The following is an 18,958-nucleotide window of genomic DNA, read 5'->3' on the forward strand; positions in this document are numbered from 1 at the left end:
ACTGTAATTATGTTACGTAAAATAACTTAAGTGTGTATTTTATTCACTGCGTAAAATTAATTGATGCTAATATTAATATCAATAAAAACAATGTCTTATGGCAGTTGTAAAGCATTACATTTTGGCCGATGAACTGTGATCTAAGCGTAGTTTTGAAACTAAATTTCGTAAGTGTGTAGAAACCATGAGGAGCATCAATATATATTTAGAGGCAGAAAATATAATTCAATTCGTGGTTACATTTTCTATGGGTGCTAACATTTAAGGCTACGGGGGTGTGCCGTTAGAGCCCATAAACTAATAACTTTATCAGGAGCATAAACATGTTTAAGAACCTTTTTGCTAACCTGCAAAAAGTTGGTAAGTCTCTGATGCTACCAGTATCGGTACTACCAGTTGCAGGTATTCTACTTGGGGTAGGTGCTGCCAACCTTGGCTTCATCCCAGATGTTGTTTCTAATCTTATGGAACAAGCTGGTGGTTCGGTATTTGGCCAAATGGCTCTTCTATTCGCTGTGGGTGTTGCACTAGGCTTCACTAACAACGATGGTGTTGCAGGTCTTGCTGCAATCGTTGGTTACGGCATCATGACTGCTACGTTAAGCGTTATGGCTGGCGTAATGGGTGTTGAAAAAATCGATACAGGTGTACTAGGTGGTATCCTTGTCGGTGGTGTGGCTGCTTGGGCATTCAACCGTTTCTTCAAAATTCAGCTTCCAGAATACCTTGGCTTCTTCGCTGGTAAGCGTGCTGTGCCAATCATCACTGGTTTCACTGCAATCGCACTAGGTATCGTACTGTCTATCGTATGGCCACCAATCGGCTCTGCAATCGGTGCATTCTCTCACTGGGCTGCTGAGCAAAACCCACAACTAGCATTCGGTATCTACGGTGTTGTTGAGCGTTCTCTAATCCCATTCGGTCTACACCACGTTTGGAACGTACCATTCTTCTTCGAAGCAGGTACTTGTGTAAACGCAGCAGGCGAAACTCAAAACGGCGTACTAACTTGTTACCTAGTTGCAGACGATGCATCTCGTGCTGCTGGTAATGGCTTCGGTCAGCTAGCGGGTGGTTACATGTTCAAGATGTTCGGTCTACCAGCTGCTGCAATCGCTATTGCACACTGTGCTAAACCAGAGAACCGCGCAAAAGTTATGGGTATCATGGCTTCTGCAGCACTAACATCGTTCCTAACAGGTATTACTGAGCCAATCGAATTCTCATTCCTATTCGTTGCTCCAGTACTATACGCAATCCACGCTCTACTAGCTGGTTCTGCATACGTTGTTGCTAACACTCTAGGCTTTGTACACGGTACTTCATTCTCACACGGTCTAATCGACTTCCTAGTTCTTTCTGGCCACGCTCAGAAGATGGGTCTGATGATTGGTGTTGGTCTAGTTTACGCGGCAATCTACTACTTTGTATTCCGTACCGTTATCACTGCAATGGACCTTAAGACTCCAGGTCGTGAAGACGAGTCTGAAGATGCAGCTGCAGCAGTTTCTGGTAACGAAATGGCTGGTGAACTAGTTGCGGCATTCGGTGGTAAAGCTAACATCACAGGCTTAGACGCATGTATCACTCGTCTACGTGTAGCGGTAGCTGACACTGAAATCGTTGACCAAGACAAGCTTAAGCAACTTGGTGCAGCAGGTGTAGTTGTAGTATCAGGTGGTGTTCAAGCTATCTTCGGTACTAAGTCAGATAACCTGAAAACAGATATGGACGAGTGGATTCGTAACCACGGCTAATCAACACGTCCAATAAAAATTGAAAAGGGAAGCATTTGCTTCCCTTTTTTTGATCGTATGGAGTGGAAATTCTTGCTCTCTGTTTTCCTTGTCATGACATTTGGACTACTTGCCTCTCTAGAATGCCGTTATTCCAACTTACATGCCAGAAGACACAAGCTCTCAGTTAAACAGAAGAGCAGGCATGATCAATCAGAGAGCAAACCTATGAAAATAAAATTCCCTTTGGTAGTGGTATTTACTATGGCTACCATTTCGTCATTCGCAACGTTTGCAAGCAATACTGCTGGCGGTGAAGAGCAATGGCAAATTGTTGAAGAAAATCAAACTGCAACTCCTGCGACAAGTAAACCGGCTCAAAGTAATCAAAAATCTAATCAGTCTAGAAGCTCATCGCGCAGCAGCGGTAACTCTGGCTTCAAGATCGGTATGGGGTTGGATCAAGGATTAAGTATTGTTGGCCAAATCAATAATACCGTTAACTTTGCCGTGGGTAACGATGGCGTTGCTGCTGACTATATCTTTAGTCGTGGACAATTTGGTGGAGACGTACCGTTTAGCTGGTTTGCTGGCGTCGGTGGTCAAATTCAACGTTCTGATAAATTTGGACCGCGCGTGGCACTTGGCGTAGAACTCCCTTTTGCACGTAGTTGGGACGCTTACGCTCAATTAACCCCAAATCTGATGTTTGATAATAGTGATTTGAAGTTAGGTATTGGGGCGGGTATCGGTGTTAGGTACAGCTTCTAAATTGATTCATAAAAAATGCCAGCATTTAGATGCTGGCATTTTTGTTTAAAAATAAATTTTGGGTTATTTATCCATGGCTTTCTTAATGCAGTAGGATGCACCACCCCATGTGATACCAAGCCCTAAAACCATCATAAAGATTGCGCTGACTGTCATATTAAGCCTCTTTCTTACTGGTTAAATTAATCACAATTCCGACCACAACGAGTAGCCCCATGAGCCCCCATCCTAACAAAAGCAGATCCGATTGGTCGTAACCACCGTAGCCTTCGGTAAAGAGAGTCTTAAACTTCGTGGCGACGATAATTGCTAGGATGACAGGAGTAATGAATCGAAGACATACGTCGAACCAAGTACCAATAGTGAAGTCAGATATTTGATTGACATAGTCTCGTACATCAGCAATTTTTAGCAACCAAGCCATAAGTATAATTTCGATTAGGCAGCTTGATACGATACCAACGTTATTTGCGAAATGGTCGACAAGGTCAAGTAGTAGTAAGCCTCCGTTAGTGGCAAAGGCCATAGAGATAACTAAGCCTGCGCCACAGATAACGCTTGCCGCTTTATTTCTACGCCACTTTAGCTTGTCGATGACGGCAGATGTCACGGCTTCCATAATAGAAATGTGTGAGCTTAAACCTGCAATGACAAGTGCGAAGAAGAAAAGTGGCCCTAGGATATATGGAGCTGGTAGTAAGTTAATCGCTGCTGGTAAAGTTACAAATGCAAGACCAACCCCTGCGGTAACGACCTCAGTCAAAGGTTTACCTTGTTCTTGTGCCATGTAGCCCAAAACAGAGAAAATCATGATACCTGCAAGGATTGAGAAGCCGCAGTTAATAAGGACTGTCATAAACGCATTATTGGTGATATCTGACTTCTCGGGTAAGTAGCTGGAGTAGGCGAGCATAATGGCAAAGCCAATGCTCAACGTGAAGAAGATCTGCCCATAGGCGGCTGCCCAAACTTTTACATCCCAAATCTTGCTGAAGTCAGGTTCAAACATATAGTTGACGCCATCCAGTGCACCTGGAAGGAAAATCATACGACCGATCAGCAGTAATACCATGACAAACAGTACAGGCATCATGATTTTCGCTGCGCGCTCAATACCAGATTTAACGCCTCCTGCAATTGCCGCATATGTAATGGCCCAAGCGATAAGCATCGACCCTGCTATTTTCCATTGAATATCACCAAGGTTACTCGGAGAGTTGTCTCCAAGCTGTAAGTATTCACTGAAGAAAAATGCATTGGTATCGGTTCCCCAACTCTGCGTGAAAGACATACCGAAGTATGAAATAGCCCATCCAATAACCGCTACATAGTAAACGGCGATGGTCGCGGCGACACCCACTTGAAACCAACCTAGCCATTCAAACTTGCTGTTGATTTTAGCCAAGGTTGCTGGCGCAGAACCGCGATACTTTTGACCCATACTGAACTCTAAGATCATAAAGGGAATACCAGCGGTAATCATGGCGAACAAATAGGGAATAAAGAACGCGCCACCGCCATTTTCATAAGCCATATAAGGGAAACGCCAGATATTACCAAGTCCAATGGCTGAACCTACCGCTGCAAGTATGAATCCCGCTCGAGATCCCCACTGTTCACGTTTCATAATTAACTCCTTTTAGTGAATCTTCTACATGGCCTCATCTATACTCAAATCCAATTATTATTCTGTAATGGAAATTTCTGCTTATTAATAAATATTCAAACGATATATTTTCTAATATGGTTCTTATTTTGAATATTGCTCGGCACATGCCAATTAAAATAGATGATACGACTGGATTTTGTGCTTTCTAATGCTTGCTAGTGAAACATTTAGCTACAAATTAAAATCAGAGTAACGCCGTTATTACTTGATCGCAATAGATTTCACTGTTCTGGTTTGGATTGGTTCTTGGTGGTTAGTATTGTGGAATGGTGTTATGTTAGATTTATATACTAAAGTGGTGGGGATGTTGCGTTCTCTACTTCTTTTATCCTTTATAAAATACAGCGAAATATTCTTAATAATTTCCTGTGATTTTATCTTGTTACACGTTGCTGTGTAGCATAAAAGTTCTCGCAATGTATTAAAATTGTTAACGGAAATGTTAGAATCTGAAACTGATGCCAAAGTTAGTTTGAAACTGATTCATCCATTTGGTTTTAAAACCGATAAGACAGCTTTGATCTTCTGTCGGCAAGTTACAAATAGATATAGTTTCGTTGCTCACCGCAGTTCCTTGCCAACGGATTTGCCCGTTTAAAGCGAGGTTCTTGGTTAGATGGTACTCCATTCCACCAAATATACTTGCCGCAAATCCAGTGTGTGACTTAGCCCACTCCCCAGAAGTATGAGAGGCGCCAAGCCCTGCTCCGATATATGTAGAGGTTTGGTCGTTAACTCGATACTCGGCGCTACTTTGAAACTGGAGGTATTGAATTCGAGAGTCCAAGTTTAAGGTATCTAATGAAGAGTCTTGCTGAGAGTAAAAGACACCCATTCGTCCATTGCGGAACGGAAACTCAATTGCTAATGCTGCATTTGCCGATGGAGAAATATCATAACTCTCACCATTGCCGTTTTCGGCAGCACCTCCCATCGAGTAGCCAATAAACGGTGTCACAATGACATTGGCACAACTGGAAAAGCTTAAGAGTGTTGTGGCAAGGGGGAGCAGTAAGAACCTGTATGTCATTTTTGCATTCCTATAAATAAGAACTGATTGGCTACAATTCACGTCTGGGATGTACTAGTTTTAATTATAGTGTGACATTAACGTCATAAATTTGAAGTGGTTACCTGTATATTGTAATTGTATGTCACAATAGTAATTAAAATGTTACAACTGGAGGTGTTATGGAATACGATCTTAAACTAGCTCTGACGATCACGACGGTTGCGTTCAGCACCATTGTTGCGTTTGGACTTATCGCGATCCTAACTGCATAAGATTTATATGGCGAATCTTGGGTTAATTACCAATACCCGAACCGTCATAGATGATGCTCAGTTACAAAAATATATTGGCGGTAAAACGGCGTTAGTTGCACAGGGAGGAGGCCAGCGAGGTATCTTCACATCTGGTGTGCTAGACGCCTTTTTGTTGTCTAATTTTGACCCATTTGATGAGTTTTATGGGACTTCAGCTGGCGCTTTAAACATTTGCGCCTACCTTTCTAGACAAGCCGGCCTAGGCAAATCTTTTATTCTCGACCTTACCACCGATCCACAGTTTTTTAATCTGTTTAGTTTTATTCGTCGCAAACAGTATCTCAACTTAGAATGGGCGCTCGACAGAATTTGTGAGTATCCGTATAAGCTAGATATCGACATGGGGCGAAGGGTCATTGGTCAGCGAAGAGCATTCGCAGCGGTCACCGATGTTTCGACTCTCAAAGATCACTATTTCCCAATGTTGCAAGATAATTGGTATCAAGTGCTGATGGCCACAAGTGCGATTCCCAATTTATTTGAGGGTTCGGTAACATTGAATCAACAAGCATTCATCGATGGAGGGGTGTCTGCGTCAATACCCGTTCAAGAAGCGTGGCGACAAGAGAACCGCACGATCGTCGTAATTCGAACAGAAGAGTGTGGAGGTGAAGATACTCCAGTGGTGGATGATCAACCCGTTGCCACCGAACCACCAACTTGGTTCAGGGAGTCACTTAACGGCTTACAGCTACAGTGGCAAGAAAAAATACAAAGTTGGTCTAATGATTGGAATGGCTTCTTTGATAACCAAATATTAAAAGCTCAGGAAAGTAAGCATGCACAACATCTCAACCTCATTAACGGTGGTCGATGGCTGTTCGGCGCTGCAGATATTTACCGTCTCAGTCATTTATTTGGAGAAAAGTTTGATTCTGGGTTAGCCGATATGCTCATGGTGCATTACCAAACATATGCGTTAACTCAAGAGTTCTTGAAAACCCCACCTGATGACTGCTTCGTATTACAAATTGCTCCAGAAGTGGCTTTAAAAACCGCTTCTTTAATGAGTGATCCTGAGGATATCCTGCATGACTATCAACTTGGGCTCGATGCTGGATTCCGTTTTGTCGAGCGTTATAATCTTGCAAGTATCACTCAAGTAAACGCTTCAGAAACGTCTGACCTTTGGCTGCCATCTCAAACAGGTTAGTTATTGTTCGTCGTGAAAAAAGCGCTGATATTGTTAACAGCTCTTTAATCATCTATTGATTGTTTTTTATACGTCAGATTTTATTGATGCCTTTGCCAATCAATGTCGTATGGTGATTTGAGCCCCAAAGATTCATCTATATGCGTGATATTTGTCACGGCAATCCATTAAACTGCTTCACAATTACTTCGCAAAGTAAAAAAATTAATAGGTTGTTGTTTTTTGGAGTGCAAAATGTACATGGCTCAACCCGGGCACATTGATCATATCAAGCAGATCAATGCTGGTCGTGTGTATAAACTGATAGACCAATTTGGGCCTATTTCGCGAATCGATTTATCAAAACTCAGTAGTTTGGCTCCGGCTAGTATTACTAAAATCACTCGTGAACTTATTGATGCACACCTAATACACGAAACCACCGTTCAGGAGGCGACCAGTCGAGGTCGTCCAGCTGTTGGATTACAAACCAACAATCAAGGTTGGCAGTTCCTTTCCATGCGTTTGGGGCGAGGCTACCTATCTATCGCGTTGCACGAGCTTGGCGGCGACGTTCTTATCGATACCAAAATAGAAATTCATGAAGTGGATCAGGAAGATGTACTTGCGAGACTGCTTTATGAAATTGATGACTTCTTTGAAAGTTACAATGAGCAACTCGATCGTGTCACCAGTATTGCATTGACGTTGCCCGGTCTGGTGAATTCCGACCAAGGCATTGTGTTGCAAATGCCTCACTACAATGTGAAGAACTTAAACATTGGTGAGGAAATTTTTAAAGCAACAGGATTGCCTGTTTTCGTAGCGAATGATACCCGGGCGTGGGCATTGGCGGAAAACCTCTTTGGGCACTCTCAAGATTGCGATAACTCAGTGTTAATCTCAATTCACCACGGGCTAGGTGCCGGAATCATATTAGATGGTCGTGTATTACAAGGTCGTCACGGTAATATCGGTGAGTTAGGGCATATCCAGATCGATCGCAACGGCGCACCTTGTCACTGTGGCAATAGAGGCTGCCTTGAAACTGTTGCCAGTTCACAAGCTATCAGGGATGAAGTTTCTAAAAGATTGGCGAAAGGCGAAGCGTCGGTTCTTTCTGAATGCGAAGACATTACGGTTGAAGCTATTTGTGAAGCGGCGGCGAATGGCGACGCTTTAGCGATCGGGGTGATAGAGAAACTAGGCGAACATTTAGGTTCTGCCATTGCGATTGTCATCAACCTCTTCAATCCTGAAAAGGTACTGATTGGTGGTGTTATCAACCAAGCGAAATCGATTTTATATCCCGCCATTGAGCGTTGTATCGCAGAGCAAAGCCTCCCTGTTTATACTCAAGATCTACAACTTGTCGAGTCTCGTTTTTATAAACAAGCAACAATGCCGGGCGCCGCTTTGGTGAAACAAGCACTATATGATGGCTTGCTGCTGATGAAAGTGATTGAAGGATAAGGCTTTTCACCATTTTTGTAGACGGTCATACTTTTCTATACAAAGTCAGTAAACTTCTTGTGCTTCCTGCCGATTACATGAGATAAGAGTTTTAGTTCGTGTTTTGCCAAGGAAGCCTCATGTCGAGCGTTTTAAGTTCAGTAGATCAGCGTACCCAGTTAGTGGGAGAAAATAGATTAGAGCTGTTAATGTTTACGCTTAACAGCCGTCAAACTTTTGCTATCAACGTATTCAAAGTAAAGGAAGTGCTAAAGCTTCCTGCATTAACTCAACTTCCTGGCTCTCATTCTAGTATTCGCGGTGTGGCTTCTCTGCGTGGTGAGTCCGTTCCGGTGATTGATTTACGTCGCGCTATCGGTTTTCCACCAGCTAAAGACGATGGTGACCAAAACCTGATTATCACTGAGTACAATCGATCTGTTCAGGGCTTTTTAGTTGGTGAAGTGAAGAATATCGTTAATACTGCTTGGACAGAGATTCAACCTCCGCCTCGTACAGTCGGTCGTGCAAACTACTTAACTGCGATCACTAAGGTTGAAGAGAATCAGCAAGTCAATTTAGTTGAAATCATTGATGTTGAAAAAGTACTAGCAGAGATCATCGACTACGATGTGTCGATTTCTGAGCATACCCTTGACCGCAGCTTATTACCTCACTTGTCAGGAAAAAAAATTCTTATCGTTGATGACTCTTCCACGGCTCGTAATCAAGTGAAAGGCACATTGGATCAGCTTGGCGTCGAGATCATTGAGTGCTTCGATGGCGCGATGGCTTTCAACCTTCTCAAGCAATGGTGTGATGAGGGGATTGATGTATGTAATGAACTGTTGATGATGATTACAGATGCAGAAATGCCGGAAATGGACGGCTACAAACTAACGCATGAAGTTAGAAGTGATCCTAGAATGCGAGATTTGTTTATTACTTTGAATACCTCGCTCAGTGGTAGCTTTAATGATGCGATGGTAGAGAAAGTCGGTTGTGACCGTTTTATTTCTAAGTTTCAACCTGATTTACTGGTTGAAGTTGTGCAAGACCGTATGCGAGAGACATTGTAATTGTTTCGCATCGCAAAATAATTTACGCTGTACGTTAAAAATAAGCTATAATTTGGTTGTATTATGGTCAAAAGCCATAAGAGTCATAAATAAATTTTAACTACCAGCTAAAGGTTGTTCCATCAGAATGATTTGGTTAACTTCTAAGGTCTTAATGACGTTAAGTTTACTCATTTTCAAGGAATGGAAGAAAAGACGTACGGAAGCGGCAGTCGAAGCGGATCTATGATTCAATATGATTTAAAACGGGAGCAATAGCTCCCGTTTTTTCGTTTTATGATTTGCAATCAGTGGAACTCTCTTGACTGTATCTTAAGATCAGAAAGTTGCTCGGTCATATCGATCAAGCGTCCAGCTATTACGTGGATGACTTGCCCCTCACGTTCTAAAATCCCTTTCACCTTAAGGATTTTAGCGGTGAGGTACTGTTTTTTCTGAGCTCTTGCGGTGGCTTGCCAAACAACAACATTAATATTGCCGGTATCATCTTCGAGTGTAAAAAAGGTCACGCCTGCTGCGGTGCCTGGTGACTGTTTTCCAGTGACAGTACCCACTACGGTGACCAAAGACTTGTGTGGCTTCAAAGTAAGGTCCCGCATACGAGTAAAGCGTCCTAACTTGCCAGCTTGGTCCAAGAGGGTGATGGGATGTTGATTGAGGGACACGTTCATTGCAGAGAAATCCTCTAACATATCTTCAATTGGCGATGGCTGGTGGGGGAGTGACGAATCATCACTCTTCTCCGCTTTAAACAAGGGTAAATCCTGTAAATTATCCATCATCGCCCATCGTGTAGCGTAACGATGCCCTGATATGGCTTTCAGAGCGTTGGCTGAAGCGAGTATTTCTAACTCACGACGATTCAGTCCAAGCTGTTTAATTTGCGTCGCTGTCGTGAAGCCCTCGCGAGGCCTATGTTGTAGCAGGCGTTGCATACTCGATTCACTGAGCCCGTTAACTTGTCTAAAGCCAAGTTGTAGTACTAAGCCTTGTGGTGTCGATCTTAAATAGTGATGGTATTGCGAGTAATTGACGCACACCGGGGCAATAGAAACATGATGCCGTTTAGCGTCTTGGAGCAGTTGTGATGAGCTGTAAAAGCCCATAGGCAGACTATTGAGTAACGCGGTATAAAAAGCATCTGGGTAATAGTGTTTAAGCCAAGCGCTGCAATAAGCAAGCACGGCAAAAGAGGCCGAGTGACTTTCCGGAAAGCCATACTCACCGAATCCACATATTTGCTCAAATAGTCGCTCGGCAAATTCGGTCTCATAGCCTTTGGCCTGCATACCTTGAATCAATTTAGAGCGAAACTTAAATAAATCGCCATTTTTCTTCCAAGCTGCCATGGCTCTGCGTAGTTGATCCGCTTCACCGCCAGTGAACCCTGCTGCAACCATCGCAAGCTTGATGACCTGTTCTTGAAAAATAGGTACCCCTAGAGTGCGAGAAAGGACAGATTCGACTTCTTTGGAAGGGTAAGAAATGGCTTCTTCTCCGTTTCTACGTTTCAAAAAGGGATGAACCATATCCCCTTGTATCGGCCCGGGCCTCACAATGGCAATCTGAATGACCAAATCGTAATACGTAGCGGGCTTTAAACGTGGCAACATGCTCATTTGTGCTCGTGATTCGATTTGGAATACGCCAATAGTGTCGGCGCGTTGAATCATGGCATACACATTAGGATCATCTTGTCGACGGGTGATGTCTGCAATGGTCAGTGTTCGACCGTAGTGTTTATTGATCAGCTGAAAACATTTGCGGATTGCGGTTAGCATTCCCAAGGCAAGGACATCGACTTTGAGTAGACCAAGACTCTCAAGATCATCCTTATCCCATTGAATGACAGTACGTTCAGCCATAGCAGCATTTTCTACTGGAACCAATTCATAAAGTGGCCCTGATGAAATGACAAATCCACCCACATGTTGCGAGAGGTGTCGTGGAAAGCCTGTGATCTCATTGACGAGCTCAATAAACTGCTGACCTTTCAGTGAATCAGGCTTCAGCCCTAGCTCGATAAGTTGAGCTTGCCAACCTTGTGAACGGTCACGACGGTTGATGTTCTTGATGAAATAATCGAGTTGAGTGTCGCTAACCCCTAAGGCTTTACCTACATCACGCACAGCACTTTTAAAACGATAAGAGATCACGGTCGCCGCAAGGGCAGCACGCTCTCGTCCATACTTTTGATAGATGTACTGTATTACTTCCTCGCGACGCTCATGTTCAAAATCAACGTCGATATCGGGTGGCTCATTACGTTCTTTACTAATGAAACGCTCAAACAGGACCGAGATTTGTCTCGGATCAACAGCGGTTATTTCTAAGCAGTAACAGACGATAGAGTTCGCCGCTGAACCTCGTCCTTGGTAAAGAATGCCTTGTTGTTTGGCAAACATGACGATGTCATGAATAGTGAGAAAGAAAAACGGATAATCCAGTTCCTCAATCAAGGCTAATTCTTTATTAATGGTTTGTTCCACATGTGAAGGAAGTCCTTCGGGGAATCGCTGTGCTTTACCACGCTCGACTAACTCTCTGAGATACCCCATTGGTGTTTTTCCGTTAGGGATAAGCTCACTAGGATATTCGTAACGAAGTTTGCTGAGCTTAAACTCACACAAGCTAGCAATATATACACTCTCGTTTAACCACTCAGAGCGGTACAGTTTCTCCAATTTAGTTTTGGGTCTTAAGCTTCGCTCGGTATTAACTAGTAAGTGACTGCATACTTTTTCGATAGAGGTATTGAGTTTTATCGCGGTTAATGTGTGTTGAAGCGGAAGCCGAGTTGCGGTGTGCATCAGAACGCCACCACAAGCGGTAATGGGGAGCTGCAAATCAACAGACAGTGTCTCGCAATGTTGTATATAGCGGTGTTCATTGGAGGTTAGGTGACGTTGTAAGCCAATCCAAAGACGTTGGTGGTGATACTGTACCAACCAGCGACCCCATCTCACATCAGACTCTCTGCCTGTCGGTAGCCATAGAATAAGACAATGACGCAATGACATGATGTCCCATTCTGATAGTTGGTAATCACCTTTCTCGCAGCGCCGTCTAGCATTCGTGATAATACGGCAGAGTTCAGCGTAGGCTTCCCGTGTTGGACTAAGTAAAATGAACTGACACTCATCATTGAGCCAAAACATGCTACCGACGATTTGTTTTAGCGATAGACCATGCTGCTTAATGGCGGTATGAGCCCGCACTGCACCTGCGATGGAGCATTCATCCGTAATAGCAATAGCGGAATACTGTAAGAACTCTGCTTGCAATACTAGTTCTTCGGCGTGAGAAGCACCGGTTAAAAACGAAAAGTTGCTTTGGCAAAATAATTCGGCGTATTTCATATCTGTTTTACTTTTCCGGACTAACTGAATAACCCATGAATAAACCACTGTTTATCTTCGGTTCGAAACAACCACAACCATTGTCCTTGTTCGTTACGAGCAACGTAGTAATCACGCTTAATGCCATTACCATCCCACCAACCGCTGATGATTCTCTCAGGCCCTAAAATGACAGAAACACGCTGCTCTAATAAAACTGGCTTAGGGTAGAGCAAGCTAGGGCGAAGCTTTTTGAGTAAGTAGGTATTTACCTCGGCTTTATCATTGGCTGTTGGCATCATAGGTTGGGTGGCAAATTCAGGTCTTGGATCGTCAGTGAGCTTGAGGGATGTGACCGCTTGTAAGCCAAGCTTGGCTTGTAAGGTCGATATGAGCTCAAGGCTAGTTTGACTTCCTTTCACACCGTCAAAGAGATCGTGTTCATTTACATGGGTTTCTTCAGCTCGAACGATAGAAAGCGTTAAGCCATTTACGGGACCATCAAGCTGGATATTCTCCAAAGTTAACTTAGAAAGCGCTTGCCATTTCGTGGCAAGGTAATCGCCTTGAGCGGAATGAAAAGTCACAGGCTTATCGCCATGATCTCGTTGATGTAACGTGAGCTGTAATTCAAACGCGACCTTGTCACGAAGCTTCAAAAATACCTCTAATTGCTTGAATAATCGCGTCAACGGTTTTTGCAGCCAGTCAATATTTTCAATATCAAACAGCAACTCCAGATATTGGCTGAAGTGTTCTGCAGGGTGATAAAATTCCACAGGGTGCTTAAATTGACCAGTCAGTCTTCCTACATAGTTGACGAGGTCGATATCAAAACGTTTTGCTACTTCGGGTAAAGGTAGTATTAGTAAATCGTCGATGGTCTGAATGCCGACTCGTTGTAATTTCTCTACTTGTTTATTCGGTAGCTCAGTACATGTTAAGGGGTAGCTCAGGATGGCTTGTTTCAGATGAGTGAGCTGTGGCTCAATCCAGTTTTTACCTTGTTTTGCCATTAACATCGCACTGAAAGGTGACTGGCCTGTAGAGTAAAACGTTTGAACCTCAAGATGGCTAAGGTGTGCGTATAGAGTCGACCAATAATTGTCGATGCCATCATAGAGTGAAAGCATATTAGTTACTTTGATTAACAATCCATTAGGCGGAAATAGGCAAATATCAGAGGTGATCATATACAACCATTGAGCGATATCACTCAACCGATTAGCTTCCATTTCTGGGTCGTATGGGTGTACTTGAAGATCCTGGCAAAGTGCGGCTGCACTACCAAGCCCCATTCCTAATTTAACACCTTGTTCAAGGGCATACTGGTTGGCTTGAATGACTTCATGGCGGCGACCATCGACGATAGCAACAGCGACATCAGCATCATGGTTGCTGTCTTTATTATGAAATAGAGTGTCGAGTTGCAGAGTCGGGAAATGCAAATATAACCACAGTAACATCGTTGTTCCACTTATCCTTGTTGCTGCATTGGGAAAGGAATCACGGTAGAAGTATGAGGTTTTGTAGAAAGTGTTAACTCAGGCCAATAAGTGCTCATATCAATAACAAAACTGTCTCGAACAAAGCCGCCTTTACGTTTAGTGATAGAGATGGAAAGCCCTGTCTCATGAGGAGTCAAATTCAAACTCAAGGAGACGGGTAGTGAGAATACTTGTGATGTGGTTCCGGATAAGGCTGGCTTAAATAAGAACTGTAAGCAGTGTCCGACTTCACTAGCTACTTGTAAGCGCTTTGCTTGATGGATTTCGAGCCCATCTTGCCATAAACAGACACCACAACATGCGCCACTCTTTAAGCATTGCTCTGCTGCCCAGAGTGCGTGTTTCCCAGATTCAGGATAAATCAGCAAGATCTTGGCAGGATCAATTCCTTGAGCGTATAGGTATTCCGCACATAGATAACCAGGCGGGTTGATGAACACCAGAAGTCGTTCTGTTGTTTGTGCTTGTGCGTAGGGCATCAATAGTCTCAGTTCACCGATACCAAGGGGTGATTGAATATCAATAACACCAGAAGTTGGGAAGCCTCCACCTAAACGATGATCTAATTCAGCAAACCCTGTTGAATGACACTCACTGAAAGACTCAGCTCTTGCCCCTTTCCAAATCAATTGTTTACTTTGTAATTCGCTAATCAATTCATGCATAATAAATACCTGTATATACGTACAGTATATAATAATTCTTAACGGCTGCAAGCCTTGTATTATCGGGAGGTACACGAATATTAGGAGACAGTTAACATAAACAAAGCGTTAGCCGAATTTAGTGGTAACAAAAAACACGAAAAAAGCAGTGTTCAGACTAGAGCAAATATTTTAATCTCAAAGGAAGATTGCACCATCGTCGGTTCGGATAGGAGAAGTGGTCGTGTTCAAACAAAATGAAAAATACTCGTTGATTGTACAAGGAGGCGGCCAAAAAGGGGCGTTTGCTGCAGGTGTACTTGATAAATTTATCGATGTGAATTTTGACCCATTCTCACTCTATATTGGCACATCGGCAGGGGCATTGAATGTCTCTTCTTTTGTTACTAAGCAACGTGGTCTAGGGCTAGATTTCATTATGAATTACACCACCCGAGACCGATTTTTCGACTTCAATAAGTTCCTACAAAAACAGCAGCCAATGGATTTGGACTGGGCGTTTGAGTTTGTAAACAGTGGTGAATTTCCTTTGGATCTTGCTAAGGGTGAGCAGTACCTTGGTGAGGATAGAATCGCACTCGCTTGTATTACCGATGTTGAAGAGCTTAAAGATTACTACTATCCGATTTTTGCGGAGAATTGGTTTGATGTACTAAGAGCAACCTGTGCCATTCCAATGCTCTATTATCATGACATTGAATTTGATGGCAAAAAATGGGTCGATGGTGGTGTCTCAGCGACTATCCCAGTAGAAGAGTCTTACCGTCGAGGGATAAACAACATGGTGGTCATCAGTACCATTCCGCAGCCGAAACAGCAACATGCGGTGACTGCGTCAGTAAAAGATTCACTAGATAAGTGGAAGAAAGAACTTGAAGCAGGGTTGGATACTCACATTAACCACTTAAAAATCTCTGGCACTAAGGAAAAGTTGTCAGAATTCCATAAGAACTTTTCTGAGAAGTTAGAGAGCATTAAAGCGGATTATCAACGCTTAACAGGACCACGCTTGGAATCTTACCGAGAGCAGAACAAACTCAAAGCGGCCGATAAACTTAAGTTGTCTAATTGGATCCAAGACAAAGAAAAGCTTAGCCGACTGATCGACATTCAAAACAAGCGTGTACCTTTCAGTCGTAGCGGTACAAGTCATTTGGATATGTTGGTGTCTCACTATGCTAATCATGCGGAAGTGGAGCAGTTTCTGTTATCACCACCGGAGGATGTAAACCTATGGCACATTCAACCGAAACATGAATTATCGTCAAAAGGGTTGCTGAGCCAGAAAGACCAAATAATGGAAGATTATGAGCATGGTTTTGCAATGGCAGGGGAGTTTCTGTCTGAGCATCATAATGTGAGTCGCTGATGCAAAGGGTGAATAGCCGTCATTCTTAGATCTACTGAGAATGACGGACTCATGGAAAAATATTAGCCAACCACTCGCTTTGGCTGAGCGTCAATGCACTGACCATTAACGTCGGTGACACTAGGGTCCATCAGGTGCAGATACAATGGCATAATATCTTTCGGTGTTTTTAGCGTATTGGCATCTTCTCCTGGATACGCTTTTTCACGCATACGAGTACGTGTAGCACCAGGATTGATTGCATTGACTCGAATTTCAGTATCACTAAGCTCATCCGCTAAAATTTGCATCATGCCTTCTGTTGCAAACTTAGAAATCGCATAAGTACCCCAGAAAGCACGACCTGAATGGCCAACGGTAGAGGAAGTGAAGATTACTCGTCCTGCCTCGGCTTTTTTCAGTGCAGGCAGCAAGGCTTGCGTCATCAGAAATTCAGATTTGACGTTAATTTGCATCACGTCGTCGAAGGTCTCTTCGTCAATTTGATCGAAAGGGCTTAATGTGCCCAAGACGCTGGCGTTGTGGAGAATACCGTCTAGTTTTCCAAATTGTCCTTCAATCGTTTCCGCCATATCGATGTAATTCTGCTTAGTCGCACCCTTTAGATCTAACGGGATGATAGCGGGTTGTGGGTAGCCTGCATTCTCAATTTCGTCGTAGAGGTACTCTAAATTCTTAACATTACGACCCAATAAAATGACTGTTGCGCCATGTTCGGCATAACTCAAAGCAGCTTGGCGACCAATGCCGGCACCAGCGCCTGTGACTAGAATAACTTTACCTTTTAGCGCCTCAGGAGCGGTTGAATATTCCACTGAACACTTCCTTAGTTTTGAATAATTCTTGGTAATCGTGACAAGATGGTTACAATACACTAATTCGTCGTACAGGGGATTAACACATTGGAATTTTTATTAGACTACGGATTATTTTTAGCCAAGATCGTGACTGTTGTCGTAGCGATTGTCGCGTTGTTGGTTATTGCTAAGTCAGTTGGTGGACGCTCAGGTGGCGCAAAAGGCGAACTTGAAATCACTAACTTAACTGAACAACGTAAACAAACAGTAGAGCAATTAGAACACCACTTACACGATGACGCGTTCATCAAAGCTCGTGATAAAGCAGAAAAGAAAGCGGAAAAAGAGAAAACCAAGCAGCGCGAGAAAGAGATTAAAAAAGCGTCAAAAGATGGTGAGCTTGATAGCAAACGCGAACCACACCTATTCGTTCTCGACTTTAATGGCAGCATTGATGCGAAAGAAGTGGCATCGCTACGTGAAGAAGTGAGCGCGATTCTGGCTGTAGCGCGTGATGGCGACGAAGTACTAGTACGCCTTGAATCCGGTGGCGGTATGGTTCATGCGTATGGTTTGGCATCTTCACAGCTTGACCGTATTAAAGCGGCGAAATTACCTTTGACTATCGCTGTAGACAAGGTCGCGGCAAGTGGTGGCTATATGATGGCGTGTATTGCTGACAAGATTGTCTCAGCGCCATTTGCTGTTGTTGGTTCTATTGGCGTGATTGCACAATTGCCGAACTTCAATAAGTTATTGAAGAAAAATGATATCGAATTTGAACAGCTTACAGCGGGTGAGTACAAGCGCACGCTGACAATGTTTGGCGAAAACACGGATAAAGCTCGTGACAAGTTCAAACAAGAACTAGAAGAAACGCACGGTCTGTTTAAAGACTTTATTCGCGAACATCGTCCGGCTCTCGACTTGGATAAAGTTGCGACGGGTGAGCACTGGTTTGGTACTCAAGCCAAAGAGCTAGGGCTGGTGGATGAAATTAAAGCATCGGATGATATTGTTATCGAAGCGTGTAAGGACAAAACCGTGTTGTCTATCCACTATGTTCAAAAGAAGAAGATCACCGATAAACTGGCAGGTGTAGCGGGCGAGGCTGCCGATAACGTGCTACTAAAACTGATTAGCCGCGGCCAAAAACCAATAGTATAAATACATTAAATGAATAGAGCGCCAACAAGGTTATTTGTTGGCGCTTTTTTATGTTTGAAGGTAAAGAAAATGGCATCTTGAGGCTATTGGGTATATAATTCTGCGCCGTAAAATTAAGAACAAAAATGAGTTGGACCTTCAAAGTCGAGCTTATGAAAAAACAACGTGGAGTAAAACATGTCCTCAAACACACCAGTGATTACTGTGGATGGACCAAGTGGTGCTGGCAAAGGCACACTGTGTATGTTGCTAGCTGAGAAATTAGGCTATCACTTACTGGATTCTGGGGCGATTTACCGCGTTTTAGCGTTAGCTGCAATTCATCATGGCGTGGATCTTGAGTCTGAAGACGCGCTAGTCCCATTGGCGATGCACCTAGATGTGCAGTTTGTCGCTGAAGGAGAACTGGTTAAAGTGATCCTTGAAGGTGAAGATGTGTCAGGTGAACTTCGTAAAGAAGAAACTGGCAATGCGGCATCAAAAATCGCAGCGCTGCCTCGCGTAAGAGAAGCTCTGCTACGTCGTCAGAGAGCATTTAATGTCGAGCCCGGTTTGGTGGCCGATGGTCGTGATATGGGAACTGTTGTTTTCCCTGAAGCACCAGTAAAAATCTTTCTAGATGCAAGTGCAGAAGAAAGAGCGCAAAGGCGTTTTAAGCAGTTGCAACTAAAGGGTTTAGATGTTAGATTTGACGACCTTTTGAGCGAGATCGAAGAACGAGACTATCGAGATCGTAACCGTGCGGTTGCACCTCTTCGTCCTGCAGATGACGCTCTAGTGCTAGATTCAACTTCGCTAAACATCGAGCAAGTATTGGAAAAAGCGCTACAATATATCGAATCTAAACTCACGAAGTAGCCTCTATCAGGCATAGACTTGGTGAGCTTTGAGCCGTTGGTCGCAAGGATGATGACCGACTAAATTATCAACCCCATGCGGTAGGATGCCC

Annotated in this window: 16 protein-coding genes; 9 read left to right on the forward strand and 7 right to left on the reverse strand. The window is 43.5% G+C overall.

Going from position 1 to position 18,958, the window contains the following annotated elements; all coding sequences use genetic code 11:
* The first annotated feature begins 323 nt into the window (after nt 1–323).
* Both ptsG and HOP38_RS04775 read left to right on the forward strand, forming a co-directional pair.
* Nucleotides 324–1,757 carry a PTS glucose transporter subunit IIBC gene (ptsG, locus tag HOP38_RS04770; protein WP_006075083.1) on the forward strand — a complete coding sequence of 478 codons (1,434 nt, stop codon included), beginning with the start codon at nt 324–326 and terminating at the stop codon, nt 1,755–1,757.
* A 207-nt stretch (nt 1,758–1,964) separates the two neighbouring features.
* Nucleotides 1,965–2,507, forward strand: coding sequence for a hypothetical protein (locus HOP38_RS04775; protein ID WP_124940878.1), 543 nt, complete (start codon nt 1,965–1,967; stop codon nt 2,505–2,507).
* Nucleotides 2,508–2,570: 63 nt separating this feature from the next.
* Here the strand turns inward: HOP38_RS04775 and HOP38_RS04780 are convergent, their stop codons facing one another.
* The 3 genes from HOP38_RS04780 to HOP38_RS04790 form a co-directional block, all read right to left on the reverse strand.
* Complete coding sequence (locus HOP38_RS04780) at nt 2,571–2,663, reverse strand: MetS family NSS transporter small subunit (protein ID WP_006075081.1); 93 nt, start codon at nt 2,661–2,663, stop codon at nt 2,571–2,573.
* A 1-nt stretch (nt 2,664) separates the two neighbouring features.
* Nucleotides 2,665–4,134, reverse strand: coding sequence for a sodium-dependent transporter (locus HOP38_RS04785; RefSeq protein WP_198557555.1), 1,470 nt, complete (start codon nt 4,132–4,134; stop codon nt 2,665–2,667).
* A gap of 484 nt (nt 4,135–4,618) precedes the next feature.
* The gene (locus tag HOP38_RS04790) at nt 4,619–5,206 is read right to left on the reverse strand and encodes an outer membrane protein (RefSeq protein ID WP_198557556.1); all 588 of its coding nucleotides are present in this window, start codon (nt 5,204–5,206) and stop codon (nt 4,619–4,621) included.
* A gap of 161 nt (nt 5,207–5,367) precedes the next feature.
* Here HOP38_RS04790 and cydH point away from each other — a divergent pair, with 161 nt between their 5' ends.
* The 4 genes from cydH to HOP38_RS04810 all read left to right on the forward strand — a co-directional run bounded on the left by cydH (nt 5,368) and on the right by HOP38_RS04810 (nt 9,165).
* Nucleotides 5,368–5,460 carry a cytochrome bd-I oxidase subunit CydH gene (gene cydH, locus HOP38_RS04795; protein WP_096441502.1) on the forward strand — a complete coding sequence of 31 codons (93 nt, stop codon included), beginning with the start codon at nt 5,368–5,370 and terminating at the stop codon, nt 5,458–5,460.
* A 7-nt stretch (nt 5,461–5,467) separates the two neighbouring features.
* Nucleotides 5,468–6,655, forward strand: a complete 1,188-nt coding sequence (locus HOP38_RS04800; protein WP_062460370.1) for a patatin-like phospholipase family protein — start codon at nt 5,468–5,470, stop codon at nt 6,653–6,655.
* A 234-nt stretch (nt 6,656–6,889) separates the two neighbouring features.
* The gene (gene mlc / locus HOP38_RS04805) at nt 6,890–8,107 is read left to right on the forward strand and encodes a sugar metabolism global transcriptional regulator Mlc (RefSeq protein WP_006075076.1); all 1,218 of its coding nucleotides are present in this window, start codon (nt 6,890–6,892) and stop codon (nt 8,105–8,107) included.
* 119 nt (nt 8,108–8,226) lie between these two features.
* Nucleotides 8,227–9,165, forward strand: a complete 939-nt coding sequence (locus tag HOP38_RS04810) for a chemotaxis protein CheV (protein WP_006075075.1) — start codon at nt 8,227–8,229, stop codon at nt 9,163–9,165.
* Between the two features lie 287 nt (nt 9,166–9,452).
* On the opposite strand, the gene HOP38_RS04815 is transcribed toward HOP38_RS04810, so the two are convergent.
* From HOP38_RS04815 to imuA, 3 genes are read right to left on the reverse strand one after another with little or no spacing between them, the layout of a single operon-like run.
* Complete coding sequence (locus tag HOP38_RS04815) at nt 9,453–12,524, reverse strand: error-prone DNA polymerase (protein ID WP_198557557.1); 3,072 nt, start codon at nt 12,522–12,524, stop codon at nt 9,453–9,455.
* A 20-nt stretch (nt 12,525–12,544) separates the two neighbouring features.
* Complete coding sequence (locus HOP38_RS04820) at nt 12,545–13,969, reverse strand: Y-family DNA polymerase (RefSeq protein WP_198557558.1); 1,425 nt, start codon at nt 13,967–13,969, stop codon at nt 12,545–12,547.
* An 11-nt stretch (nt 13,970–13,980) separates the two neighbouring features.
* Nucleotides 13,981–14,676, reverse strand: a complete 696-nt coding sequence (gene imuA / locus HOP38_RS04825) for a translesion DNA synthesis-associated protein ImuA (RefSeq protein WP_124940882.1) — start codon at nt 14,674–14,676, stop codon at nt 13,981–13,983.
* A gap of 223 nt (nt 14,677–14,899) precedes the next feature.
* Between imuA and HOP38_RS04830 the strand changes: the two genes are divergently transcribed.
* Nucleotides 14,900–16,045, forward strand: coding sequence for a patatin-like phospholipase family protein (locus HOP38_RS04830; protein WP_006075071.1), 1,146 nt, complete (start codon nt 14,900–14,902; stop codon nt 16,043–16,045).
* 62 nt (nt 16,046–16,107) lie between these two features.
* Here HOP38_RS04830 and HOP38_RS04835 read toward each other — a convergent pair whose 3' ends face one another.
* Nucleotides 16,108–16,860, reverse strand: coding sequence for a YciK family oxidoreductase (locus HOP38_RS04835; protein WP_198557559.1), 753 nt, complete (start codon nt 16,858–16,860; stop codon nt 16,108–16,110).
* An 87-nt stretch (nt 16,861–16,947) separates the two neighbouring features.
* Here HOP38_RS04835 and sohB point away from each other — a divergent pair, with 87 nt between their 5' ends.
* Nucleotides 16,948–18,009, forward strand: a complete 1,062-nt coding sequence (gene sohB, locus HOP38_RS04840; RefSeq protein ID WP_038230006.1) for a protease SohB — start codon at nt 16,948–16,950, stop codon at nt 18,007–18,009.
* 177 nt (nt 18,010–18,186) lie between these two features.
* The gene (gene cmk, locus HOP38_RS04845; protein WP_031496510.1) at nt 18,187–18,867 is read left to right on the forward strand and encodes a (d)CMP kinase; all 681 of its coding nucleotides are present in this window, start codon (nt 18,187–18,189) and stop codon (nt 18,865–18,867) included.
* The last annotated feature ends 91 nt before the right edge of the window (nt 18,868–18,958 follow it).

This window comes from Vibrio mediterranei, assembly GCF_013364395.1.
GTDB classification, from domain to species: domain Bacteria; phylum Pseudomonadota; class Gammaproteobacteria; order Enterobacterales; family Vibrionaceae; genus Vibrio; species Vibrio mediterranei.

What these genes read in the sequence shown, in the direction of transcription:
- HOP38_RS04815 (WP_198557557.1), bottom strand. Translation starts at nt 12,524, where the DNA reads ATGAAATACGCCGAATTATTTTGCCAAAGCAACTTTTCGTTTTTAACC.
- imuA (WP_124940882.1), bottom strand. Translation starts at nt 14,676, where the DNA reads ATGCATGAATTGATTAGCGAATTACAAAGTAAACAATTGATTTGGAAA.
- mlc (WP_006075076.1), top strand. Translation starts at nt 6,890, where the DNA reads ATGTACATGGCTCAACCCGGGCACATTGATCATATCAAGCAGATCAAT.
- HOP38_RS04820 (WP_198557558.1), bottom strand. Translation starts at nt 13,969, where the DNA reads ATGTTACTGTGGTTATATTTGCATTTCCCGACTCTGCAACTCGACACT.
- HOP38_RS04785 (WP_198557555.1), bottom strand. Translation starts at nt 4,134, where the DNA reads ATGAAACGTGAACAGTGGGGATCTCGAGCGGGATTCATACTTGCAGCG.
- cydH (WP_096441502.1), top strand. Translation starts at nt 5,368, where the DNA reads ATGGAATACGATCTTAAACTAGCTCTGACGATCACGACGGTTGCGTTC.
- ptsG (WP_006075083.1), top strand. Translation starts at nt 324, where the DNA reads ATGTTTAAGAACCTTTTTGCTAACCTGCAAAAAGTTGGTAAGTCTCTG.
- HOP38_RS04790 (WP_198557556.1), bottom strand. Translation starts at nt 5,206, where the DNA reads ATGACATACAGGTTCTTACTGCTCCCCCTTGCCACAACACTCTTAAGC.
- cmk (WP_031496510.1), top strand. Translation starts at nt 18,187, where the DNA reads ATGTCCTCAAACACACCAGTGATTACTGTGGATGGACCAAGTGGTGCT.
- HOP38_RS04780 (WP_006075081.1), bottom strand. Translation starts at nt 2,663, where the DNA reads ATGACAGTCAGCGCAATCTTTATGATGGTTTTAGGGCTTGGTATCACA.
- HOP38_RS04775 (WP_124940878.1), top strand. Translation starts at nt 1,965, where the DNA reads ATGAAAATAAAATTCCCTTTGGTAGTGGTATTTACTATGGCTACCATT.
- HOP38_RS04800 (WP_062460370.1), top strand. Translation starts at nt 5,468, where the DNA reads ATGGCGAATCTTGGGTTAATTACCAATACCCGAACCGTCATAGATGAT.
- HOP38_RS04810 (WP_006075075.1), top strand. Translation starts at nt 8,227, where the DNA reads ATGTCGAGCGTTTTAAGTTCAGTAGATCAGCGTACCCAGTTAGTGGGA.